Source organism: Hydrogenophaga sp. L310 (genome assembly GCF_055703065.1).
Genome location: NZ_JBVPZA010000001.1, coordinates 243,419 through 265,865 on the forward strand (window position 1 = coordinate 243,419; position 22,447 = coordinate 265,865).

Sequence of the window (22,447 nt, forward strand, 5' to 3'; positions counted from 1 at the left end):
CACGTGAACGGCAGGTGAACGCCGCGCCCAGCGGCGGTGGTCCTTGATGCAGATCAAGCCTCGGCTGGCGCAGCCTCGGGCTTCAGTGGCTGCCCCAGAGAGCGCAGCACGTCGCGCACCAGCTGCACCCGGTCTTTCACCTCCGGCAGGGCGCGTTCGATGCGCAGCTTCTCGTTGCCCGCCAGCTTGATGTGCCGGTTCTTCTGGATCAACTCGATGATGCGCATCGGCTCGATGGGCGGGTTGGCCTTGAAGGTGATGTTGGTCACCCCCGGCGCCGCGTCCACCTTCACCACGCCGTAGGGCGCGCTGATGCATCGCAGGCGGTGCACGTCGATCAGCGTCTGCGTCTGCGGGGGCAGCTTGCCGAAGCGGTCCACGATCTCTTCGAGCAGCGCATCCACCTGGTCGGTGGTCTTGGCGGTGGCGAGCTTCTTGTAGAACGAGAGGCGCAGGTGCACGTCGCCGCAGTAGTCGCTGGGCAGCAGGGCGGGGGCGTGCAGGTTGATGTCGGTGGTCACGCTCAGCGGGCTGAGCAGGTCGGGCTCGCGCCCGGCTTTCAGCGAGCGCACGGCTTCGTTGAGCATCTCGTTGTAGAGCTGGAAGCCCACTTCCAGCATGTTGCCGCTCTGGTTCTCGCCGAGCACCTCGCCCGCACCCCGGATCTCCAGGTCGTGCATCGCGAGGTAGAAGCCGCTGCCCAGTTCTTCCATCTGCTGGATCGCATCGAGCCGCTGCGCCGCCTGCTTGGTCAGGCCTTCGATGTCCGGGACCATGAGGTAGGCGTAGGCCTGGTGGTGGCTGCGGCCGACGCGGCCGCGCAGCTGGTGCAGCTGGGCCAGGCCGAACTTGTCGGCGCGGCTCATGACGATGGTGTTGGCCGTGGGCACGTCGATGCCGGTCTCGATGATGGTCGAGCACAGCAGCAGGTTGTAGCGTTGCGCCACGAAGTCACGCATGACCCGCTCCAGGTCGCGCTCGGGCATCTGGCCGTGGGCGATGGCGATGCGCGCCTCGGGCAGGATTTCTTCCAGCTTCTGCTTGCGGTTCTCGATCGTCTCGACTTCGTTGTGCAGAAAGTAGACCTGCCCGCCGCGCTTCAGCTCGCGCAACACGGCCTCGCGGATCACGCCGTTGCTCTCGCTGCGCACGAAGGTCTTGATGGCCAGGCGTCTCTGCGGCGCGGTGGCGATGACCGACAGGTCGCGCAGGCCTTCGAGCGCCATGCCCAGGGTGCGCGGGATCGGTGTGGCGGTCAGCGTGAGCACGTCGACCTCGGCGCGCAAGGCCTTCATCTGCTCCTTGTGGCGCACGCCGAAGCGGTGCTCCTCGTCGATGATGAGCAGGCCGAGGTCCTTGAACTGCGTCTTCTCGCTCAGCAGCTTGTGTGTGCCGACGACGATGTCCACCGAGCCGTCGGCGATGCCCTTTTGTGCCGCGGTGATTTCCTTCTGCGAGCGGAAGCGGCTCATCTCGGCGATCTTCACCGGCCACTTGCCGAAGCGGTCCACCAGCGTCTGGTAGTGCTGCTCGGCCAGCAGCGTGGTGGGAGCGAGGAAGGCCACCTGGCGCCCGCCGGTCACGGCCACGAACGCGGCGCGCAAGGCCACCTCGGTCTTGCCGAAACCCACGTCGCCGCACACCAGCCGGTCCATCGGGCGCGGGCTGATCATGTCCTGGATCACCGCATGGATCGCGCCGCGCTGGTCGGCGGTTTCGTCGAAGCCGAAGTCGTTGGCGAAAATCTCGTAGTCCTGCGCACTGAAGCGGAACGCATGGCCCTGGCGCGCGGCGCGGCGCGCGTAGATGTTCAGCAACTCGGCGGCGGCGTCGCGCACCTGCTCGGCCGCCTTGCGTTTGGCCTTTTCCCACTGGCCGCTGCCCAGGCGGTGCAGCGGCGCCTCGTCGGCGCTCACGCCGGTGTAGCGGCCGATCAGCTGCAACTGGCTCACCGGCACGTAGAGCACGGCCTTGTCGGCGTATTCAAGGTGCAGGAACTCCATCAGCGCGGGCGTGCCGTCCGGGTTCTTTTCGCCCATGTCCATGTGGACCAGGCCGCGGTAGCGGCCGATGCCGTGCGCGTTGTGCACCACCGGGTCGCCCACGTTGAGCTCACTCAGGTCCTTGATCAGCGCGTCAACGTCGCTGACCTGCTCCTGCCTCTTGCGCCGGCGCGTGGTGGGGCCGGCGGCGAAGAGTTCGGTCTCCGTGACGAAGTCGATGCCGTCTTCGAGCGAACTGAAACCGACCGTGAGCATCGAGGTGGCGATGCCGGTCTTTTCGTCGCTGGCCTGGAACTCGGCCAGCGAATCGAAGGCCGGCGGGTTCAGGCCACTGGCGCGCAGGAAGTCCAGCAGGCTCTCGCGCCGGCCATCGCTCTCGGCCAGCAGCAGCACGCGGTGTGGCGTGTTGCGGATATGGCCCTGCAGGCGCGAGAGCGGGTCTTCGGCGCCGCGCAGCACCGAGAGGTCGCCCAGCTTCTGCGCGAAAGCGTTGTCTTCGATGTCGTCCACGCCCGAGCCAGCGCCGGGCCGCCCCAAGCTGGCGAGCGCCCCCTCGGGGGGCAGCGAACCCTGCGCAGCAGGGAGCGTGGGGGCACGGGGTCTGATGGCGAGCTGCGCGTGGGCGTTGGCCCCGGTGTAGAACTGCTCGGCCGAGAGGAACAGGCTCTCGGGCGGCAGCGCCGGGCGCTCGGGGTCGCCCTTGACGAGGCGGTAGCGGTCCTGCGTGTCCTGCCAGAAGCGCTGGAAGGCGGGCTCCAGGTCACCGTGCAGCACAACCGTGGCCGCTTCGCCGAGGTAGTCGAAGACCGTGGCGGTCTGCTCGAAGAACAGCGGCAGGTAGTACTCGATGCCGGCGGTGGCCACGCCGTTGCCCATGTCCTTGTAGACGCGGCTCTTGGTCGGGTCGCCGTCGAGCAGTTCGCGCCAGCGGCTGCGGAATTTGGCGCGTGCGGCGTCGTCCATCGGGAACTCGCGCCCGGGCAGCAGCCGCACCTCGGGCACCGGGTAGAGGCTGCGCTGGCTGTCGGGGTCGAAGGTGCGGATGCTGTCGATCTCGTCGTCGAACAGGTCCACGCGATACGGCACCTGCGAGCCCATGGGGAAGAGGTCGATCAGCCCGCCGCGCACCGCGTATTCACCCGGGCTCACCACCTGGGTCACGTGCTGGTAGCCCGCGAGCGTGAGTTGGCCCTTGAGTTTGGCTTCGTCGAGCTTCTGCTTGACCTTGAACTGGAAGGTGTAGCCGGCCAGGAAGGACGGTGGCGCCAGGCGGTACAGCGCGGTGGTGGCGGGCACCAGCACCACGTCGGCACCGGTGTCCTTGTCGTGCTGCTGGATGCGCCAGAGCGTGGCCAGGCGCTCGGAGATCAGGTCCTGGTGCGGCGAAAAGGTGTCGTAGGGCAGGGTCTCCCAGTCCGGGAACAGCGCGCAGCGCAGACCGGGCGCGAAGAACGCCATCTCGTCGATCAGGCGCTGCGCGTCGGTGGCGTCGGCGGTGACGATGGCGGTGAGCCGGCCAGCCGCTTTCTCGCCCACACCGAGCTGGGCCAGCAGCAGCGCATCGGCGGCGCCGGTCGGGCGGGGCAGGGTGTAGCGTTTGCCGGGAGTGAGTTTGGGCAGGTCCATGGGCGTTGGTGGCTCGCGCGGTGCGGGGTGCAAGACCTCGGGTCCTGCAGATCCCATGACAAACACCCCCCGCCTGTTGAGGTGGGGGGTGTGAAAGCACTGATTCTAGAATGCGGTCACTTCCATGACCGACACCCTTCTTCCAAATCCCCCCAACCTGGCACCCCGTTGCCACGTCGTGCTGCCTTGCGCAGGAACGGGATCGCGCGCAGGAACCGCTGCGCCCAAACAGTACGAGCCCGTGGCCGGACGGCCCATGGTCTTGCACACGCTGGCCGCGTTCCAGGCGGTGGAGCGCATCGGGCGTTGCCTGGTGGTGGTGGCGCCCGGCGACCACTTTTTGAGTCTGGACGATCCACGCACCCAGCTCGCACGCTGTGGTGGTGCCACCCGGGCTCAGAGTGTGTTCAATGGCCTGCAGGTGCTGCTGGACAGCGGGGCCGATAACAGCGACTGGGTGCTGGTGCACGATGCGGCGCGCTGCCTGGTCACCCCGGCGCAGATCGAGCATCTGATGGACGCCTGCGCGCACGATGCCGTGGGTGGCCTGCTGGCGCTCAAGCTGCCCGACACGCTCAAGGTGGAAACCGCGGGCCGGGTGGCTGCGACCGTGGACCGCTCGGACAAGTGGCTCGCGCAGACGCCGCAGATGTTCCGCATTGGCGCCTTGCGCGCGGCACTGGCCGCCCAGGCAGACAATGGCTTTGCCGGTGTGACCGACGAGGCCAGCGCCATGGAGCTGGCGGGGCTGCAACCGCTGCTGGTGCCCGGCAGCGCGCAGAATTTCAAGGTCACCTATCCGGAAGACTTTGCAATGGCAGAAGCCATTCTCAGGAGCAGAACATGAATGCCGCGCACATGTCTTTTCGAATCGGCGAGGGCTGGGACGTGCATGCCCTGGTACCCGGTCGTCCGTTGATCATCGGCGGCGTCACCATTCCCCACGCCATGGGTCTGCTGGGTCATTCGGATGCTGACGTGCTGTTGCATGCGATCACCGATGCGTTGCTGGGAGCGGCTGCGCTGGGCGATATCGGTCGCCATTTTCCGGACACCGATGAACGCTTCAAGGGTGCCGATTCCAGCGTGTTGCTGGCCGAAGCGATGCGCCGCGTTCGCGCGGCCGGTTTCGAGGTTGGCAACATCGACAGCACCGTGATCGCGCAGGCACCCAAGCTGGCTTCCCACATCGCCGCCATGGGCGAGGCCATTGCGCGTGCACTCGGCGTGGCGGTGCACCAGGTCAATGTGAAAGCCAAGACCGCCGAGAAGTTCGGACCCGTAGGGCAGGGATTGTCGATCGAAGCCCGGGCGGTGGTTTTGTTGACCGTGACACCCTGAGCGGGTTCGGCCTCAGGCTTTGGCGAGCGGCAGCTTGATGTGCGCAGCCAGTCCGCCGGTGCTGCTGTTGGCCAGGGTAAAGCGTCCACCCATGCGGGCAATCGCCCGCTCGACGATGGCCAGGCCCAGGCCGGTGCCGGTGGCCGAGGTACGGGAGGCATCGCCCCGGAAGAACGGCTGGGTCAGCTGGGCCAGCATCTCCGCATGCACACCGGTACCGTGGTCACGCAGTTTGATCAGCACCCATTCGTCCTTGGTGCGGGCGGCGATCTCGATCCGCACCCGACCACTTTCCGGATCCCTGCCATAGCGCTGGGCGTTTTCCAGCAGGTTGGAGAACACGCGGTGCAGCTCCACCGCGTCGCCCATGACCACCGTGTCGGCAGGAATGGCGGTGAGCACCTCCACGTCTGGCGCGCTGCCCAGCGAAAACACGGCGGCGTCGATGACCTGGTTGAGACTCACGCGCTCGGGCTCCAGGTGGTCGGGGCGCGCGTAGTCGAGAAACTTGTCGATGATGGCGTTGACCTGTTCGATGTCGGCCGCCATGTGCTCGCGGGCCTGCGGGTCGCCCACGCTCATCTCGGTTTCCAGCCGCAAACGCGCCAGGGGCGTGCGCAGATCGTGGGAAATGCCGGCCAGCATGAGCGCGCGGTCCTGCTCGATCTTGGAGAGTCGCTGGGCCATGCGGTTGAAGCCGATGTTGACCTGGCGGATTTCGCTGGTGGCCACTGTCTCATTGAGCTGGCTGGCGTTGAAATCCCCTTCGCGCACCCGGCTGGCGGCAAACGAGAGCTTCTTCAACGGGCGGTTGATCAGCCGCGCAATCAGGGCCGCTCCGGCCAGGGAGAGCAGGGCGGCCGTGCCGAGCCAGATGAGCCACGTGATGCCGGCCACCAGTTCGACGCGTGAGGGATCGGTCTGCAGCCAGTAGGGATCGTTGTCGATGCTGAATCCGATCCACAGCCCGCCCGTGTTGTTCACTTCACGGGCCACCACGGTGTCTGGTCCCAGGCGGGCCTTGACCTGTTCGCTGATGCGGCGGCTGAGCGAGTCGGTGTTGTAGAGACGGTAGGTGTCGCCCGGCTCGCGCGGTGCGATGCGCACCTTCTCTTCGTCTGCCAGTGTCTTGACCAGAGACACCCGCGCGATGGAATCGGCGTGGATCAGGCCAGCGCGGGTCAGGTTGACCAGCGAGGCCAGCTGCTGGGCGCTTTGCAGCGCACGGGGTTCAAACTCCAGGGCGCGAAAGGTCTGCAGCCACGCAATGATGCAACCCAGCAGCAGCATGGCCAACAGGAAGAACGTGCGCCAGAAAAGGCTGACTTCCCTGGGCGGACGAATACCCAGTGGCGCGGGGGCCGTTTCGAGAGCAGCGGGCTGGGTTTCAAACGGAACGCGCGACTCTTCGGACATCAGGCGCTGCCGTCCGGCACGAACACATAGCCCACCCCCCAGACCGTCTGCAGGTAGCGCGGCGAGGCTGCATCCTCTTCGATCAGCTTGCGCAGGCGCGACACCTGCACGTCCAGGCTGCGGTCGAACGGTTCAAACTCACGGCCGCGGGCGAGCTGGGCCAGCTTCTCGCGCGACAGCGGCTGGCGCGGGTGGCGCACCAGGGCCTTGAGCATGGCGAACTCGCCGGTGGTGAGGGGCAGGTCCACGCCCTCCTTGCGCAGGGTGCGCAGGCTCAGGTCGAACTCGAACGGACCAAAGGTCACCATCTCGGCATCCTGCGACGGTGCACCGGGCACTTCGGTCGGCGGTCGGCGGCGCAGCACGGCGTGGATGCGGGCCAGCAGTTCGCGCGGGTTGAAGGGCTTGCCCAGGTAATCGTCGGCGCCGACTTCAAGCCCGACGATGCGGTCCACGTCTTCGCTCTTGGCGGTCAGCATGATGATGGGTGTGCGGTCGGCGTTGGCGCGCAGGCGGCGGCAGATGGACAGGCCGTCTTCGCCGGGCATCATGAGGTCAAGCACGATCAGGTCCACCGCTTCACGTTGCAGCACGCGGTTGAGGGCCTTGCCGTCTTCGGCCAGCATCACTTCAAAGCCTTCCTGCATCAGGTAGCGGCGCAGCAGATCGCGGATGCGGACGTCGTCGTCTACGACCAGGATCTTGTTCGGGCGGGTGTTGGTTTGTGGCATGGCAGCAACTCTCGGAAAATGTAACAGAGGCCATTGTGGCAGCGCCAAGTGCTTGTCAGGCCACGTTTTTTGTGTTCTTGACAGGCTGTTACAACTGTTGCCCAAGGGGTCAGGACCGTTACCATGCTTGCCTCCCACAATGATGCTTTTATCCATGCCCCGTTCCAACATGAAGCTGGTTTTTTCTCTGGGAAGTCTTTTGCTGTGTCTCTCGCCCACGGTCGGTGCCGCGGAGGTTCCCGCCCATCAGGACCAGGTTCAGGCAGCGGCCATGGTGCTGCCTTTGGAGTCTTCCGCGGGCGAGCCGCGTGGCCCGGTGCGGCTGCGTGATGCCTTGCGCTATTCGGACAGCGACAGTGACGCGGAGGAAGTCAAACCCTACCGACTCTCGGTCGAAGAACGGCAGCGGTTGCGCGAGCAGTTGCGCAACCAGTCGTTTGATCAACAACCGAGAAAGTAGAGTTCCATGCTGAAAACCTTCCTGAATAAAAACGGCGCTGAGATTTCATTTGTTCCTGGTCGGTCGCTGCTGGTCGCGTTGGCCTGTGGTGGGCTGCTGTCGGGTGGATGGGCCCAGACCCCCGCCGTTGCCCATGAGCCGGCCCATGTGGTGAACCTGTCCGCGAGCAGCTTTCTGGAGGTCGAGCAGGACTGGCTTTCCATGAGCCTGAGCACCACGCGCGAAGGCAACGACGCCACCGCGGTCCAGAGTCAGCTCAAACAGGCGATTGACGCGGCGCTGGCCGTGGCCCGGCCGGCGGCGCAGCCGGAGTTGCTGGAACTGCGGACCGGGCAGTTCAGCCTGTATCCGCGCTATGGCACCAACGGCAAGATCAACGGTTGGCGGGGCAGCGCCGAACTGTGGCTGGAGGGGCGCGACTTTGGCCGCATCAGCAGCACCGCCGGCAAGGTCCAGACGCTCACGATGGGCGAGGTGGGTTTTTCGCTGTCGCGCAAGGCCCAGCAGCGACTCGAATCGGATGTGCAGGGGCAGGCGATCGAGCGCTTCAAAGGCAAGGCAGCTGAAGTGGCCAAGGGTTTTGGTTTCAGTGGCTACACCCTGCGCGAGGTGTCGGTCAGTTCGGCCGACCAGGGCGGTGGACCGGTGCGCCCGCGCATGATGGCCATGGAAGCCAAGACCTCGATGGCCGATGCCCCGGTGCCGGTCGAGGCGGGCAAGAGCATGGTGAGCGTGACGGTGTCCGGTTCGATCCAGCTGCGTTGAGTAACGCTGCTCCCAGGCAAAAGGCCCGCATCGCGGGCCTTTTGTTTCGCGTTGTTGGCCTGTTATTGCGCCACCCAGCCACCGTCCATGTTCCAGGCCACGCCGCGCACGTTGTTGCTGGCGGGCGAGCAGAAAAAGACGGCCAGTTCACCCAGCTCCTCCGGGGTGGTGAACTGCATCGAAGGCTCTTTTTCGCCGAGCAAGACGTTCTTCGCTTCTTCATTGGAAACGCCCAGCGCAACCGCTTTGGCGTCCACCTGTTTCTGCACCAGCGGCGTGAGCACCCAGCCCGGGCAGATCGCGTTGCAGGTCACGCCGGAGGTCGCGTTTTCCAGGGCCGTCACCTTGGTCAGGCCGACCACCCCGTGTTTGGCCGCCACGTAGGCCGACTTTTCAGCCGAGCCCACCAGGCCGTGCACCGAGGCCACGTTGATGATGCGGCCCCAGTTGGCCGCGCGCATGGCCGGAATCGCCAGGCGGGAAGCGTGGAAGGCGCTGGTGAGGTTGATCGCGATGATCGCGTCCCACTTCTCCACGGGGAAGTCTTCAACCCGCGCCACGTGCTGGATGCCGGCGTTGTTGACCAGGATATCCACACGCCCGAACCGCTCGGCGGCGAACTTCATCATGTCTTCAATCTCGGCGGGTTTGCTCATGTCGGCACCGTGGTACGCGACTTGGACCCCCAGGGCAAGGATCTCGGCTTTCGGGCCTTCGACATCGCCGAAACCGTTGAGCACGATGTTGGCACCCTGGCGCGCGAGCGCTTTGGCGATGCCCAGGCCGATGCCGCTGGTGGAACCGGTGACAAGGGCAGTTTTGTTGGCAAGCATGGGTAAGCTCCTGTTCCATTACGATAGGTTGAAAACACTGGATTCATTATCACGGAGACACAGGGAAGGGCCCGGTTCATGCAGTCACCACAGCTTCGATTTCTGCCCGTCAGCGGGCCTGCTCCCCGCGACGGGGGGGTGCGCCGCATGGCTTACTGGGACTGGACTTCCGACCCGAAGGCACAGGGGCGCCATGTGGTCATCTGTGTGCACGGGCTTTCGCGTCAGGGGCGAGATTTCGATGTGCTGGCGCAGGCGCTGACACCGCGCTCGCGTGTGCTGGCGGTCGATGTCGCTGGTAGGGGGTACAGCGACTGGCTGGCCGATCCCATGGCGTACCAGTTGGGCAACTACGTGGCCGATCTGGCGGCGCTGGTACTGCAGGTGCGGGCCGAAGTTCCCGACGCCGCGATCGACTGGGTAGGCACCAGCATGGGCGGCCTCATCGGCATGGCGATCGCGGCCCAGCCCGCGCTGGCTCCGCGCCGGCTGGTGCTCAACGACGTCGGTCCGGTGATCGAATGGGCGGCCCTGCAGCGCATCGGCGACTATCTGGGCCAGAACCCATCGTTCGCCAGCGAGCAGGATGCGGTGGCGTACCTGGCCTCCATTTCCACCGGCTTTGGGCCTCACTCACCGGCCCAATGGCTGGCTTTTTCCCGGCCCATGTTGCGCGAGCGCGATGGGCGCTGGTGGCTGCATTACGACCCGGCCATCGCACAGCCTTACAAAGCGATGACCACCGGTATGGAAGAGGCGGCCGCTCGGCGGTTTGTGCAAGACGGTGAGCGCACGCTCTGGGCGCTCTACGATGCCATCGGCGCGCCCACCCTGTTGCTGCGAGGTGCCGACTCCGATCTGCTGACCCGTGCCACCGCATCCGAGATGGGTCAGAGAGGCCCGCGGGCGCGCTGTGTTGAATTTTCAGGCGTCGGACACGCGCCGACGCTGTTGGTCCCCGATCAGGTCGCCGTGGTGCAGGAATTTTTGTGGGCGGTGTGAGCCGACCTACTGAGTTGAGATGAAACGTTCGCTTGCCACTTTTCCGCCCGTGGGGGCGCCTTCCCCGTCTGAGGTGGCCCCAACGGGCCTGGGAACTTCTTCGGCCATCGTGGCTGCCACTTCCGACAGCTTGCCCCACCAGGCGCAGGCACTGGCGCGGGCGCGCGCTTTCGCCGAACCGCTGCTGGCCTCCGAGCAACTGGACACCGGCGAAAACACCCTGGCCCATGCCGATGCCGTGGCGGCCATCCTGAGCGACATTGGCGGCTCCGAAGCCATGCAAGCGGCCGTCTATCTGGTGTACACCTGTCCGTACCTGAACCGTCCGCAGGAGGTGATTGCCAAGGCCTTTGGTGACAACTTTGCCGCCCTGGCCATGGAGACCACCAAGCTGGTGCAGCTGCAGCATCAGGCGCGCATCAAGTCGGCCGAGGTGCTGGCCAAGAAAGTCGAAGAGCGCCTGGCTGCGCAGGACCAGGCCTTGCCCGTTGTGTCACCGGGCAAGGCGCCTGTTTCGGAGCTGGCGGCAAGCCAGACCGAAAACGTGCGCAAGATGCTGCTGGCCTTTTCGCGCGATCTGCGCGTGGTGATGCTGCGACTGGCCTCCCGGCTGCAGACTTTGCGCTACTTCGCTGCGTGCAAGGGCGACCCGGGCGAGGCGCTGGCCAGCGAGTCGCTGCATGTGTTCGCGCCGCTGGCCAATCGGCTGGGCATCTGGCAGATCAAGTGGGAGATGGAAGACCTGGCTTTCCGTTTCCTGGAGCCTCACACCTACAAACAGGTCGCCCGCCTGCTGGACGAGAAGCGTGCCGAGCGTGAAGCGCATGTCGAACAGGTCCGCCAGCAGCTGGAGCAGGACCTTCAGCGCCAGGGCATAAAAGCTTCGGTGGAGGGCCGGCCCAAGCACATCTACAGCATCGTCAAGAAGATGCGGGGCAAGGCGCTCGATTTTGACCAGGTGTTCGACATTCGTGCGCTTCGGGTGGTGGTTCCACAGACCGACGACTGCTACGGAGTTCTGGCGCTGGTGCACGCGCACTTCAAACCGGTGGCCGAAGAGTTTGACGACTACATCGCCAAGCCCAAACCCAACGGCTACCAGTCGCTGCATACCGTGGTGCGCGACGAACAGGGCAGGGCGTTTGAAATCCAGATCCGTTCCCAGGCCATGCACGACCACGCCGAGCACGGCGTCGCCGCACACTGGGCCTACAAGGAAGCGGGCGCGAAAGGGTATGCGGGCGTTTCGGCGAGTTCGGAATACGACGCCAAGATCGCCGTGCTGCGCCAGCTGCTGGCCTGGGAACGCGACCTCAGTGGCAGTGCCAAGGGTCTGTTCGACGACCGCATCTATGTGCTGACGCCCGATGCCGCGATCGTGGAGTTGCCTCAGGGTGCCACCGCTGTGGATTTCGCCTACACCGTGCACACGAACCTGGGTCACCGTTGCCGGGGCGCCCGCGTCGACGGCGCCATGGTCACGCTGAACACGCCGCTGCAAAACGGGCAGACGGTGGAGATCACCGCGGCCAAGGAAGGCGGGCCGTCGCGGGACTGGCTCAACGCCGACCTGGGTTACCTCGTCAGCCACCGGGCCAAGAGCAAGGTACGCGCCTGGTTCAATGCCCTGGCCATGGAAGAAACCATCGCCAGAGGCCGCGACGCGGTTGAAAAGCTGCTGCAGCGCGAGGGCCGCACGGCGCTCAGGTTTGACGACCTGGCCACGGCCATGGGCCTGGCTTCAGCGCAGGCGCTGTTTGAGCAGGTCGGGAAAGACGAGCTCTCGCTGCGGGCCATCGAAACCCATCTGCGACCCGCTGAGCCTTCCGAGCCGGCCGAAGAGCTGGCGTGGCTGAAGAAGCCGCGCAAGCGCACCGGGCCATCGCCGGGCGGTGTTCTGGTGGTGGGGGTCGACTCGCTCATGACGCAGCTGGCGAAATGCTGCAAACCTGCCCCGCCAGACGACATCTGCGGGTTCGTGACGCGCGGCAAGGGTGTGAGCATCCACCGCAGCGATTGCAGTGACTTCGCGCACCTGCAGCGCAAGAGCCCGGACCGTGTCATCGAGGTGCAGTGGGGTGGACAGACCGGCGGTGGGCGCGATGGTTCGGCCGAGGTGTATCCGGTGGACGTGGCGGTCGAGGCGCAGGACCGGCAGGGCCTGCTGCGCGACATTTCCGAAGTGTTTGCCCGTGAAAAAATGAACGTGATCGGTGTACAGACCCAGTCGGTCAAAGGCGTTGCGTGGATGACGTTCACCATCGAGGTGCTCGACTCTCGCCAGGTGGCGAGAGCGATGGCGGTGGTGGGTGATGTGGCTGGTGTTCGCGTGGTGCGCCGAAAATGAAACAGTCTGGCAAAAAGCCGCACTGAAAGCTGCTATACTGCGAGGCTTCGGACAGTTTGTAGGCGCGTAGCTCAGCTGGTTAGAGCACCACCTTGACATGGTGGGGGTCGTTGGTTCGAGTCCAATCGCGCCTACCAAACCTTTTCCGATGCATCAAAGGCCTGACGGTAACGTCTGGCCTTTTTTTGTGTCCAGAATGCGATCGAGCGCAGCGCCGGGCCTCGCGGTAGCCCACAGGGTAAACCCATGCAGACAGTTGTCAGGATGGGTTCCTAGAATGTGCCGTATGCTCTGACCAGCTCTGGTTCCCGAGCCGCTCCCATTCTGAAAGTCCAGCAGTGCAAAAAAGCAAGGCCGAAGCCAGCAGCGCCAACCCGGGCGTCTTGCGCATCATCAAGAAATACCCCAATCGGCGTCTGTATGACACCGATACCTCTTCCTACATCACGCTGGCCGAGGTCAAGGCGCTGGTGATGGACAACGAGCACTTTGTGGTGCGAGACGCCAAGACCAATGACGACCTGACCCGCAGCATCCTGCTGCAGATCATCCTGGAAGAAGAAACCGCGGGCGTGCCCATCTTCACCGAGCAGGTGCTGGCCAACATCATCCGCTTCTACGGTCACGCCATGCAGGACTTCATGGGCTCGTATCTGGAGAAGAACGTGCAGATCTTCATGGATCTGCAGAACAAGATGACCGAGCAGACGAAGGGCCTCAACCCCGAAGTCTGGAAGCAGTTCACCAATGTGCAGTCGCCCATGATGCAAGGCATGATGGGCACCTACATGGAGCAGTCGCGCAGCGCGTTCACGCAGATGCAGGAGCAGATGCAAAAGAACAGCGAGCAGATGCTGGCCGCACTCGGTCTCAAGCGCTGACACGGTCACCTGTTCTTCCGAGCCGGGTCTGAGACAATCGGGCCATGACTGAAACTGTTGCCACCCCGGGCGCCGCGGCGCCCAAGGTCGGTTTTGTGAGCCTGGGTTGTCCCAAGGCGCTGACCGACTCCGAACTCATCCTCACGCAGCTCAGCGCCGAGGGTTACCAGACTTCCAAGACCTTTGCCGGTGCCGATCTCGTGATCGTGAACACCTGCGGTTTCATTGACGATGCGGTGAGGGAAAGCCTGGACACGATTGGCGAAGCCCTGGCCGAAAACGGCAAGGTGATCGTGACCGGGTGCCTCGGGGCTCGCGAAGCCGATGGCGGTGGCAACATGGTGCGGCAAATGCATCCGAGCGTGCTGGCCGTGACCGGTCCGCACGCCACCCACGAGGTGATGGAGGCGGTGCACCTGCACCTGCCCAAGCCGCACGACCCGTTTGTCGATCTGGTGCCTGCACAGGGCATCAAGCTCACGCCGCGCCATTACGCCTACCTGAAGATCAGCGAAGGCTGCAACCACCGCTGCACCTTCTGCATCATCCCGTCCATGCGCGGTGATCTGGTGAGTCGACCGATCGGTGATGTGCTGACCGAAGCACGCAAACTGTTCGAAGCGGGTGTCAAGGAATTGTTGGTGGTGAGCCAGGACACCTCGGCTTATGGGGTGGATGTGCAGTACCGCACCGGGTTCTGGGACGGCAAGCCGGTCAAGACGCGCATGTTTGATCTGGTGCGCTCGCTGGGCGAACTGGCCAAGGGCTTTGGTGCCTGGGTCCGCCTGCACTATGTGTACCCGTACCCGCACGTGGACGACATCGTTCCGCTGATGGCCGAAGGTCTGTGCCTGCCGTACCTGGACGTTCCGCTGCAGCACAGCCACCCCGATGTGCTCAAGCGTATGAAGCGCCCAGCCAGCGGCGAGCGCAACCTGGAGCGCATCGCGCGTTGGCGCGAGCTGTGTCCGGAGATTGTGGTGCGCAGCACCTTCATTGCCGGCTTCCCTGGTGAGACCGAGGCCGAGTTCCAGCATCTGCTGGATTTCGTGCAGGAAGCGCGTATCGACCGTGCCGGCTGTTTTGCCTATTCGCCGGTGAGCGGCGCTGCAGCGAATGCGCTGGCCGGCCCGGTGCCCGATGCGGTGCGTGAAGAGCGTCGTGCGCGCTTCATGGCGGTGGCTGAAGGCGTGTCGGCCGACAAGCTGCGCGAGCGCGTTGGCGCGACCATGCAGGTGCTGGTGGATTCGGCGCCGGGCATGGGCAAGAAGGGTGGCGTGGGCCGCAGCTATGCCGATGCGCCGGAGATCGATGGCGTGGTGCGGCTGCTGCCGCCCGAGAAGATCAGCAAGACGCTGAAGGTGGGCGAATTCACCAAGGCGCGCATCGTGGCCGCAGAGGGGCACGACTTGCTGGCGGTGCCGTTTTGACCTTGGCCGCTTTGGCATGCCGCGCTGATGGCCTTCAGGTGGTCATCCGCGAAACCCCGGATCTGAAAGTGAAAAGCCGGCGCGCTGTGTGCGTGCCGGCTTCATTGTTTTTCCGTTCGGAAAAACAAAAAAAGGGCTTGCAAACATCGCGTTTGCAAGCCCTTATCATTGGTGCCCAGGAGAGGACTCGAACCTCCACGCCTCTCAGCGCTAGTACCTGAAACTAGTGCGTCTACCAATTCCGCCACCTGGGCATTTCAGGAAAAACGCTAGTATAGCATCAAAAATTGAACTCAAAAAGTGAACTCAAAAAGTGAACGAAAAAAACAGCCTGCTGGCCGAATTTGAAGGTGTCGTGTCGGGTCATCGTGACGGACATGGCTTTGTAGTCCGCGATGATGGCCAGGCCGACATCTATCTGCCCTCCAACGAAATGCGGGCGGTGTTGCACAAGGACCGAGTGAAGGCGCGCATTGTGCGGCAGGACCGCAAGGGTCGTCCCGAAGGCCGGGTGACGGAGATCATCGAACGCTCAAAGTCACCCATCATCGGGCGGCTTCTGCAGGAAAGTGGCGTCTGGCTCGTCGCGCCCGAAGACAAGCGCTATGGGCAAGATGTCTTGATTCCCAAAGGCGCCACGGGCTCTGCCAAGCCGGGACAGGTGGTGGTGGTCGAACTGACCGAGCCGCCGGCCCTGTATGGCCAGCCGGTCGGCCGCGTGAAGGAAGTGCTGGGGGAAATCGACGACCCGGGCATGGAGATCGAGATCGCGGTACGCAAGTACGGCGTGCCGCACGAATTCTCCGATGCGGCCACGGCCCAGGCGCGGGCGCTGCCGGACCATGTGCGCTCCAGCGATCACAAGAACCGCGTCGATCTGCGCGATGTGCCTCTCGTCACCATTGATGGTGAAGACGCCCGCGACTTCGACGACGCGGTGTATTGCGAGCCGGCCAAAGTGGGCCGGGGCAAGGGCTGGCGCCTGCTGGTGGCCATTGCCGATGTGAGCCACTATGTGCAGACCGGCTCGGCCATCGACATCGACGCCTACGACCGCGCGACCTCTGTTTATTTCCCGCGTCGCGTCATTCCCATGCTGCCGGAGAAGCTCTCCAATGGCCTCTGTTCGTTGAACCCGGGCGTGGAGCGCCTGTGCATGGTCTGCGACATGCTGGTCAACGCCAAGGGCGATGTGCATGCCTACCAGTTCTACCCAGCGGTGATGTTCAGCCATGCGCGTTTCACGTACACGGAAGTGGCCGCCATCCTGCAGAACACCCGAGGCCCGGAGGCGGCGCAACGCAAGCCGCTGATTCCGTATCTGTTGAACCTGCACGATGTGTACCGAGCTTTGTTGACGGCTCGAAATGTGCGCGGGGCGGTGGACTTCGAGACCACCGAAACCCAGATCGTGTGTGACGAATCGGGCCGCATTGAAAAGATCGTTCCGCGCACCCGCAACGATGCGCACAAGCTGATCGAGGAAGCCATGCTGGCGGCCAATGTCTGTTCGGCCGATTTCATCAGCCAGGGCAAACACGTGGGCCTGTTCCGCGTGCACGAAGGCCCGACGCCTGAGAAACAGGACATCCTGCGCAACTACCTCAAGGCCATGGGCGTGTCGCAGACCATCAGCGACAACCCCCAGCCGTCCGAATTCCAGCAGATCGCTGCAGCGACCAAGGATAGGCCCGAGGCGCAACAGATCCACACCATGCTGCTGCGCTCCATGCAGCAGGCGATCTACACACCCATGAACGAGGGCCACTTTGGTCTCGCGTTCGAGGCCTACACCCACTTCACCAGTCCGATCCGCCGTTACCCCGATCTGCTGGTGCACCGCGTGATCAAGGCCATCCTGGCCCAGCAGCGCTACCAGCTGCCGGCTCTGCCAACGCCGGGCGAGGCGCACGCCAAGCTCAGCAAGCGCCTGGCCAGCCGCGCCAAGCCGCCTGTGGCTGGCGAGCCGGTGAAAAAGCTGTCGACCGACATACTCGCCTGGCAGGCGGCCGGCCTGCATTGCAGCGCCAACGAGCGGCGTGCCGACGAGGCCAGCCGCGACGTGGAAGCCTGGCTCAAATGCAAGTACATGCGCGAGCACCTGGGTGAGGAGTTCAGCGGTGTGGTGAGCTCGGTGACGAGTTTCGGTTTGTTTGTCACGCTCGATGCGATGTACGTCGAGGGTCTTGTGCACATCACCGAACTGGGTGGCGAGTACTTCCGGTTCGACGAAGCGCGCCAGGAGCTGCGTGGCGAGCGCACCGGGATCCGTTACGCGCTGGGCACCCGGGTGCAGGTGCAGGTGAGCCGTGTGGATCTGGATGGCCGGCGCATCGACTTTCGCCTGGTCACCGGTGAGGACGATCTGCTGTTGCGCGCGATGCGAGACAAGACCGGCGCAGGCGCTGCTGCTGACGGTGAGACCACCACCGGGCGGGGGGGGAAGGCCAGGCGGAATCGCCCGGCCGAGTCGGCGTCAAAACCCCGTCCGGCGAGTGCCGCCGACGCCCTGGTTCAGGAGGTCAAGGCGTCGGTCAAGCGTGCGGCGAGCAAAAAGACGGCTCGGGGCAATGCGCGACCCTCGGCGGGCAAGGTGCGCAAAGGGCGACGTTAAGGACCGGGGTCTGTTTTGGATGGGGGCGGGCTGGCGAGATGATCGGCCTGGCCCAGAGCTTGGCGCCGTCGCCGGAGCCTTCTCTGGCTTGTTCTGATCAAAGGTCCGTTTTCATGAGTGTCCTGTTTTTTCTGCTGGAAACCCTGTTTTTTTTCCTGATCGCCGCCGCATTGCTGCGCGCCTGGATGAACCATTTGCGGATCCACATGTCTGCGCAGCCCGGGCGCCTGGCCATCGCGGTCACTGACTGGCTGGTGCGACCGGTGCGGCGCATCCTCCCCAAGTCCCTGGCGCAAAGCCGCGTCGATTGGGGCAGCCTGATGGCGGCCCTGTTGCTGGCGCTGGCCTATGGGGGGCTTTGGTTGATGCTGGCCTCGCTGTTCGCCGGGATACCGGCGTCGTCGGCTGCTCTGGTGCTGGCCATTCCAACCCTGGCCGTGAAGTTGCTGCTGCGGGTGGTGCTGCAAGGCTTGATGATCCTGTTGCTGGTCTATGCCGTGTTGTCCTGGGTGCAACCCGGTTCACCGGTGCTCTCCACGCTGGATCGCTTGTGTGGGCCGATTCTGCGACCGGTGCGCCGCATCATCCCGCCGATCGGAGGCGTCGACCTGTCGGTGCTGGTGTTGGTGATCGTGCTGCAGGTGGGCCTGATCCTGCTGGGCTGAAGCGCCGGGAGCCGGGCCGGCTCAGAGGGCTTGTTCGGCCAGCATGCTGGCGGTGAGGTGGCCAGCGCCCTTGGTCTGCATCCACCGGTCGGCGAGACGGCCATGCTGGTGCACGGCACCAGCCACCCGTTGAACGGTTTGCTCGAAGCTTCCCGGGGGCAATGCCAGGGCACTGCCGATCATGCCGGCGAGCACGTCGCCGGTTCCGGCCGTGGCCAAGGCTGCGTTGCCACTGGCGTTGATCATCGGAATCCGACCCGGTGCGCTGATCACGGTGCCCGACCCCTTGAGCACACAGACGGCGGCAAACCGGTCGCTCAGGCGCTGAGCCGCCGACAGCCGGTCCGACATGACCGTGGCGGTGTCGCTGCCGAGCAGGCGGGCCGCTTCCAGCGGGTGGGGCGTCAGCACCGTGATCCAGCCGGATGATCTGCGTTCCTGCAGGCGCTTTAGAAGGCTGTTGTCCCGGGCGATAGCGTTGAGTGCGTCGGCGTCCAGCACGAGTGTGGGTGCCTGAGCCAGCACCGCAGGCAACAGTTCCGCCACCGAATCGCCACCCCCACACCCACAAACGACGCTGGCGTTTTGCAGCAATGCGCTGCTCATCAGTGCCTGCACCGATCGGAACATCAGCTCGGGGCACACAGGGTCCCAGCGCACTGCTGGCCCGCCGGGGGTCTCACCCAGCAGCGCAACATAGACCCGGCCGGCCCCGCCATGCAAGGCCGCGCGGGCGGCCAGCACGGCAGCACCGGTCATGCCCGAGCCGGCGTGGGCGATGTCCTGTCCGCCGATGACCACCACCTCGCCATAGCTGCCTTTGTGGCTGGCATGGGCTCGCCGCAGCGGAGCGCCGCCATGCGGCGACTCGCAGAGGAGTTGCGCCTGGGCCAGAACGCCGTCGCAGGGCGGTGCGCCCAGGTCGTCGAACCAGACCTTACCTGCCGCGTCGCGGCCATCTGCGGTGAAGAGGCCGGGCTTGAGTGTCAGGAGTGACAAGGTGTGGCGCTCGTTGGGTGCTTGAGCGGCCGCCCCTGGAGCGCGCATCAGCACGCCGGTCTCCGCATCCAGTCCGCTGGGAAGGTCGACGCTCAGCACGGGTGCGTCACTTGACCGAAGGACTCGCAAGTGCTCGGCCAGCACCCCTTCAGGCGGGCGACGGCCGCCAATGCCCAGCAGGGCATCCATGGCGAAATCGAAGTTCGAAGGGGGGGGCGTCTTGAATTTGCACGCCAGCGGCAAGTGCCTGTTGCAGGGCCTGCGCCGCGTCTGCGGGCTGTCGTGCTGGGTCGCCACACAGCGTGACCACAATGTCCAGCCCGCCCATCGACCGGCTGAAGCGATGGAGATGGGTCGCAGCCACGAGCCCGTCGCCTCCATTGTTGCCGGGGCCGCAAGCTATCCAGATGCGCCGCGCGTGGGGCGCCAGGGCTCTGGTGAGCTCGGCCACGCGCAGGCCAGCGCGGGCCATCAATGTATGGGGTGGTAGGGAGCTGGTGGCGATGCGCTCGATCGAGCGCGTGGCCTCTAGACCATAAAGTGGCTCCGAACCATGACCGCCAACCCGATGCATGTTGATCAGGCTGCGGGAATTCTCAGCACCTGGCCCGGGTAAATCTTGTCGGCGTGGGTCAACATGGGTTTGTTGGCTTCAAAGATCTGCGGGTATTTGTTGGGTGTGCCGTAGAACGCCTTGCTGATCTTGGACAGGTTATCGCCCTTGACCACGGTGTACCACTGCGATTCGGGTTCGGGTGCTGTGACGGTCATCATGTCGTTGACGGTCGTCACGTTGGCCACATTGCCGCAACACAGCACAACCTTTTCCCGCGTGGCCTGATCGGGTGCAATGCCGGCCACGGTCACTGTTTCGGTGGCGCCATCGAATGTGATGTCCAGCCCTTCCACGTTGAGCTTCATGCTTTCAATATAGGTGGCAATGGCCTGGGCTGCGGTCTGGTTCAGGGCCGCAACCTGGTTCGCGCTGGGAGCGGCTGTGGCGGGTTGTGCCGCCTGCGCCTTGCCAATGCCAAACAGTTTTTCGCCGGCTTCCTTGATGAAACTGAACATGCCCATGGTTTTGTTCCTTTGAGGGGTGAACGGAAAGGGCATCGTGCAGGCGCTGCACGTTTGCGTCAAGTGCGGGTGGAGGGTGGCCTTTGAAGCGAAGGACAGCCAGCGTCCGATACTCTGCAGTCAGAAGAGACTCTGAGGGGATTTCGCCGCGGGCGGGTCCCTTTGGGGTCACATGTTGGCCGGACCGGCAGCCGGTAGACCCGCGCTGCCTGCCTGCTATAATTGATTGGCTTTGCTGAAGGGTGTTCTGAGTGTGTACTCGGGGGCCCGATGGCCAAGTAATCGCAAACCAGCCCAACCGGGTGTTGTCGGAGCATGTGAAGGAAGTCCGTTTGGCTTCTTTCGCTCCAGGCAATCAGGGCTGGATTTTAGTCCCAACCTCAGGAAAGTAATCCCATGTCTATCTCCATGCGCGAAATGCTGGAAGCCGGTGTCCACTTCGGTCACCAAACCCGCTTCTGGAACCCCAAGATGGCTCCGTACATCTTCGGTCACCGCAACAAAATCCACATCGTCAACCTCGAAAAGACGCTGCCCCTGTTCGAAGAGGCAGCCAAGTTCGTGAAGCAGCTGTCTGCCAACCGCGGCACCATCCTGATGGTGGGCACCAAGCGCCAGTCGCGCGACATCGTGGCCCAGGAAGCCCGCCGTGCTGGCGTGCCATTTGTTGACCAGCGCTGGCTCGGCGGCATGTTGACCAACTTCAAGACGGTCAAGACCTCCATCAAGCGTCTGAAGGATATGCAGGCCCAGAAAGAAGCCGGCCTGGAGAGCATGACCAAAAAAGAGCAGCTGATGTTTGCTCGCGAAATGGAAAAGCTGGAAAAGGACATCGGCGGCATCCAGGACATGGCCGCTCTGCCCGACGCCATCTTCGTGATCGACGTGGGCTTCCACAAGATCGCCATCCTTGAAGCCCAGAAGCTGGGTATCCCGCTGGTGGGTGTGGTGGATACCAACCACAACCCGGTGGGCATCGACTATGTGATCCCCGGCAACGACGACTCGGCCCGTGCTGTGGCGCTGTACGCCCGCGGTATTGCAGACGCTATCCTTGAAGGCCGTTCCAGCGCGGGCAACGACATCGTCAAGGCTGTCAAGGCCGAAGGTGCTGACGAATTCGTCGAAGTCAAGGAAGGCGCGGCCGCCTGAGCCTCGCCACTGCGCGCAAGAGGGGCTCCTGTAGCCCCTTTTTTACAAGCAAAACTGATCAATTGAAAAGTCCGCCCGGCCCATTCGGGGGAGGCGGCCAACGGAGAACTGAAATGGCAATTACCGCAAGTATGGTCGCCGAACTGCGCGCCAAGACCGATGCACCCATGATGGAGTGCAAGAAAGCCCTGACCGAAGCCGATGGCGACATGGCCAAGGCCGAGGAACTGCTGCGCGTCAAGCTCGGTACCAAGGCGGGCAAGGCTGCCAGCCGCGTGACCGCCGAAGGCGTGGTCGCCAGCTTCATCAATGGCACCACCGGCGGCCTGATCGAAGTGAACTGTGAAACCGATTTCGTGACCAAGAACGACAGCTTCCTGGCCTTGGCCAACGCTGCTGCCCAGCTGGTGGCCGAGCACAACCCGGCCAGCGTCGAAGCGCTGGGCGCTCTGCCTTACAGTCAGGACAGCTTTGGCCCCACGCTCGAAGACGTGCGCAAAGGCCTGATTGGCAAGATCGGCGAGAACATGAGCTTCCGCCGCTTCAAGCACTACAGCAACGGCGCCAAGCTGGTCAGCTACCTGCACGGCACGCGCATTGGCGTGGTGGTGGAATTTGACGGTGAAGAAGTGCCCGCCAAGGACACCGCGATGCACATTGCCGCCATGAAGCCCGTGGCCCTGACCAGTGCCGACGTCCCGGCCGAGTTCATCGAGCGCGAGCGTTCGGTGGCCACAGCCAAAGCGGACGAAGCCAACAGAGAGCTTGTGGCCGCTGGCAAGCCGACGCAGAGCGCCGAGATCGTTGCCAAGCGCATTGACGGCGCGGTGCAGAAGTACCTGAAGGAAGTCAGCCTGTTCAACCAGCCTTTCGTGAAGAACGACAAACAGACCGTTGAGCAGATGCTCAAGGCCGCTGGTACAACCGTCAAGGGCTTCACCATATACGTGGTGGGTGAAGGCATCGAGAAGAAGGTGGACGACTTCGCCGCCGAAGTCGCCGCGCAAGTGGCCGCAGCCAAAGGCGCCTGATCTGACGCTGGACGCTGCCAGCTCCTTCGCCGAGACAAGACAACGGGCCGCATGGCCCGTTGTCTTGTGTGATG

17 protein-coding genes, 2 tRNA genes and 1 pseudogene are annotated in these 22,447 nt (G+C 64.2%); 13 read left to right on the forward strand and 7 right to left on the reverse strand.

From position 1 onward, the window contains the following. Positions 1 to 53 precede the first annotated feature (53 nt). Positions 54 to 3,629 carry a transcription-repair coupling factor gene (gene mfd / locus AC0GNO_RS01230; protein WP_472902669.1) on the reverse strand — a complete coding sequence of 1,192 codons (3,576 nt, stop codon included), beginning with the start codon at positions 3,627 to 3,629 and terminating at the stop codon, positions 54 to 56. 124 nt (positions 3,630 to 3,753) lie between these two features. Between mfd and ispD the strand changes: the two genes are divergently transcribed. Both ispD and ispF read left to right on the forward strand, forming a co-directional pair. Then, complete coding sequence (gene ispD, locus AC0GNO_RS01235) at positions 3,754 to 4,476, forward strand: 2-C-methyl-D-erythritol 4-phosphate cytidylyltransferase (RefSeq protein ID WP_472902670.1); 723 nt, start codon at positions 3,754 to 3,756, stop codon at positions 4,474 to 4,476. Between the two features lie 11 nt (positions 4,477 to 4,487). Beyond that, positions 4,488 to 4,970: a 2-C-methyl-D-erythritol 2,4-cyclodiphosphate synthase gene (gene ispF, locus AC0GNO_RS01240; protein ID WP_472902671.1), complete on the forward strand. Its 483-nt coding sequence runs from the start codon at positions 4,488 to 4,490 to the stop codon at positions 4,968 to 4,970. Positions 4,971 to 4,982: 12 nt separating this feature from the next. On the opposite strand, the gene AC0GNO_RS01245 is transcribed toward ispF, so the two are convergent. Together AC0GNO_RS01245 and ompR are read right to left on the reverse strand one after the other, a co-directional pair. Continuing rightward, positions 4,983 to 6,386, reverse strand: coding sequence for a sensor histidine kinase (locus tag AC0GNO_RS01245; protein WP_472890339.1), 1,404 nt, complete (start codon positions 6,384 to 6,386; stop codon positions 4,983 to 4,985). Beyond that, positions 6,386 to 7,117 carry an osmolarity response regulator transcription factor OmpR gene (ompR, locus tag AC0GNO_RS01250; RefSeq protein ID WP_472890338.1) on the reverse strand — a complete coding sequence of 244 codons (732 nt, stop codon included), beginning with the start codon at positions 7,115 to 7,117 and terminating at the stop codon, positions 6,386 to 6,388. Before ompR ends, AC0GNO_RS01245 begins: the two co-directional genes overlap by 1 nt. 154 nt (positions 7,118 to 7,271) lie before the next feature. On the opposite strand from ompR, the gene AC0GNO_RS01255 reads away from it, so the two are divergent. Next, on the forward strand, positions 7,272 to 7,577 hold the full coding sequence (locus AC0GNO_RS01255; protein WP_472902672.1) for a hypothetical protein: 306 nt from the start codon (positions 7,272 to 7,274) through the stop codon (positions 7,575 to 7,577). Positions 7,578 to 7,583: 6 nt separating this feature from the next. After that, positions 7,584 to 8,342: an SIMPL domain-containing protein gene (locus AC0GNO_RS01260; protein WP_472902673.1), complete on the forward strand. Its 759-nt coding sequence runs from the start codon at positions 7,584 to 7,586 to the stop codon at positions 8,340 to 8,342. 62 nt (positions 8,343 to 8,404) lie between these two features. Here the strand turns inward: AC0GNO_RS01260 and AC0GNO_RS01265 are convergent, their stop codons facing one another. Next, complete coding sequence (locus AC0GNO_RS01265; RefSeq protein ID WP_472902674.1) at positions 8,405 to 9,175, reverse strand: 3-hydroxybutyrate dehydrogenase; 771 nt, start codon at positions 9,173 to 9,175, stop codon at positions 8,405 to 8,407. Between the two features lie 78 nt (positions 9,176 to 9,253). Between AC0GNO_RS01265 and AC0GNO_RS01270 the strand changes: the two genes are divergently transcribed. From AC0GNO_RS01270 to rimO, 5 genes are all read left to right on the forward strand, one after another. Continuing rightward, complete coding sequence (locus AC0GNO_RS01270; RefSeq protein WP_472902675.1) at positions 9,254 to 10,177, forward strand: alpha/beta fold hydrolase; 924 nt, start codon at positions 9,254 to 9,256, stop codon at positions 10,175 to 10,177. A gap of 19 nt (positions 10,178 to 10,196) precedes the next feature. Next, positions 10,197 to 12,524 (forward strand): RelA/SpoT family protein, encoded by a 2,328-nt coding sequence (locus AC0GNO_RS01275; protein ID WP_472902676.1) that lies wholly within the window; start codon positions 10,197 to 10,199, stop codon positions 12,522 to 12,524. Between the two features lie 60 nt (positions 12,525 to 12,584). Further along, positions 12,585 to 12,661: transfer RNA gene (locus tag AC0GNO_RS01280), tRNA-Val, on the forward strand. A gap of 201 nt (positions 12,662 to 12,862) precedes the next feature. Then, the gene (gene phaR, locus AC0GNO_RS01285) at positions 12,863 to 13,405 is read left to right on the forward strand and encodes a polyhydroxyalkanoate synthesis repressor PhaR (protein WP_177135022.1); all 543 of its coding nucleotides are present in this window, start codon (positions 12,863 to 12,865) and stop codon (positions 13,403 to 13,405) included. Between the two features lie 44 nt (positions 13,406 to 13,449). Beyond that, positions 13,450 to 14,835 carry a 30S ribosomal protein S12 methylthiotransferase RimO gene (rimO, locus tag AC0GNO_RS01290; protein ID WP_472890333.1) on the forward strand — a complete coding sequence of 462 codons (1,386 nt, stop codon included), beginning with the start codon at positions 13,450 to 13,452 and terminating at the stop codon, positions 14,833 to 14,835. A gap of 169 nt (positions 14,836 to 15,004) precedes the next feature. On the opposite strand, the gene AC0GNO_RS01295 is transcribed toward rimO, so the two are convergent. Continuing rightward, positions 15,005 to 15,089, reverse strand: a tRNA-Leu gene (locus tag AC0GNO_RS01295). A gap of 59 nt (positions 15,090 to 15,148) precedes the next feature. Between AC0GNO_RS01295 and rnr the strand changes: the two genes are divergently transcribed. Both rnr and AC0GNO_RS01305 read left to right on the forward strand, forming a co-directional pair. Next, entirely contained in the window at positions 15,149 to 17,449 is a 2,301-nt protein-coding gene (gene rnr, locus AC0GNO_RS01300) for a ribonuclease R (protein ID WP_472890332.1), read from the forward strand. Positions 17,450 to 17,562: 113 nt separating this feature from the next. After that, complete coding sequence (locus AC0GNO_RS01305) at positions 17,563 to 18,114, forward strand: YggT family protein (RefSeq protein WP_472890331.1); 552 nt, start codon at positions 17,563 to 17,565, stop codon at positions 18,112 to 18,114. Positions 18,115 to 18,135: 21 nt separating this feature from the next. Here the strand turns inward: AC0GNO_RS01305 and AC0GNO_RS01310 are convergent. Both AC0GNO_RS01310 and lysM read right to left on the reverse strand, forming a co-directional pair. Beyond that, positions 18,136 to 19,687 (reverse strand): annotated as a pseudogene (locus AC0GNO_RS01310) (NAD(P)H-hydrate dehydratase). A gap of 5 nt (positions 19,688 to 19,692) precedes the next feature. Beyond that, positions 19,693 to 20,190 (reverse strand): peptidoglycan-binding protein LysM, encoded by a 498-nt coding sequence (gene lysM / locus AC0GNO_RS01315; RefSeq protein WP_472902677.1) that lies wholly within the window; start codon positions 20,188 to 20,190, stop codon positions 19,693 to 19,695. Between the two features lie 396 nt (positions 20,191 to 20,586). On the opposite strand from lysM, the gene rpsB reads away from it, so the two are divergent. Further along, positions 20,587 to 21,342 (forward strand): 30S ribosomal protein S2, encoded by a 756-nt coding sequence (gene rpsB, locus AC0GNO_RS01320; RefSeq protein ID WP_472902678.1) that lies wholly within the window; start codon positions 20,587 to 20,589, stop codon positions 21,340 to 21,342. A 113-nt stretch (positions 21,343 to 21,455) separates the two neighbouring features. Beyond that, positions 21,456 to 22,373, forward strand: a complete 918-nt coding sequence (gene tsf, locus AC0GNO_RS01325; RefSeq protein WP_472887367.1) for a translation elongation factor Ts — start codon at positions 21,456 to 21,458, stop codon at positions 22,371 to 22,373. The last annotated feature ends 74 nt before the right edge of the window (positions 22,374 to 22,447 follow it).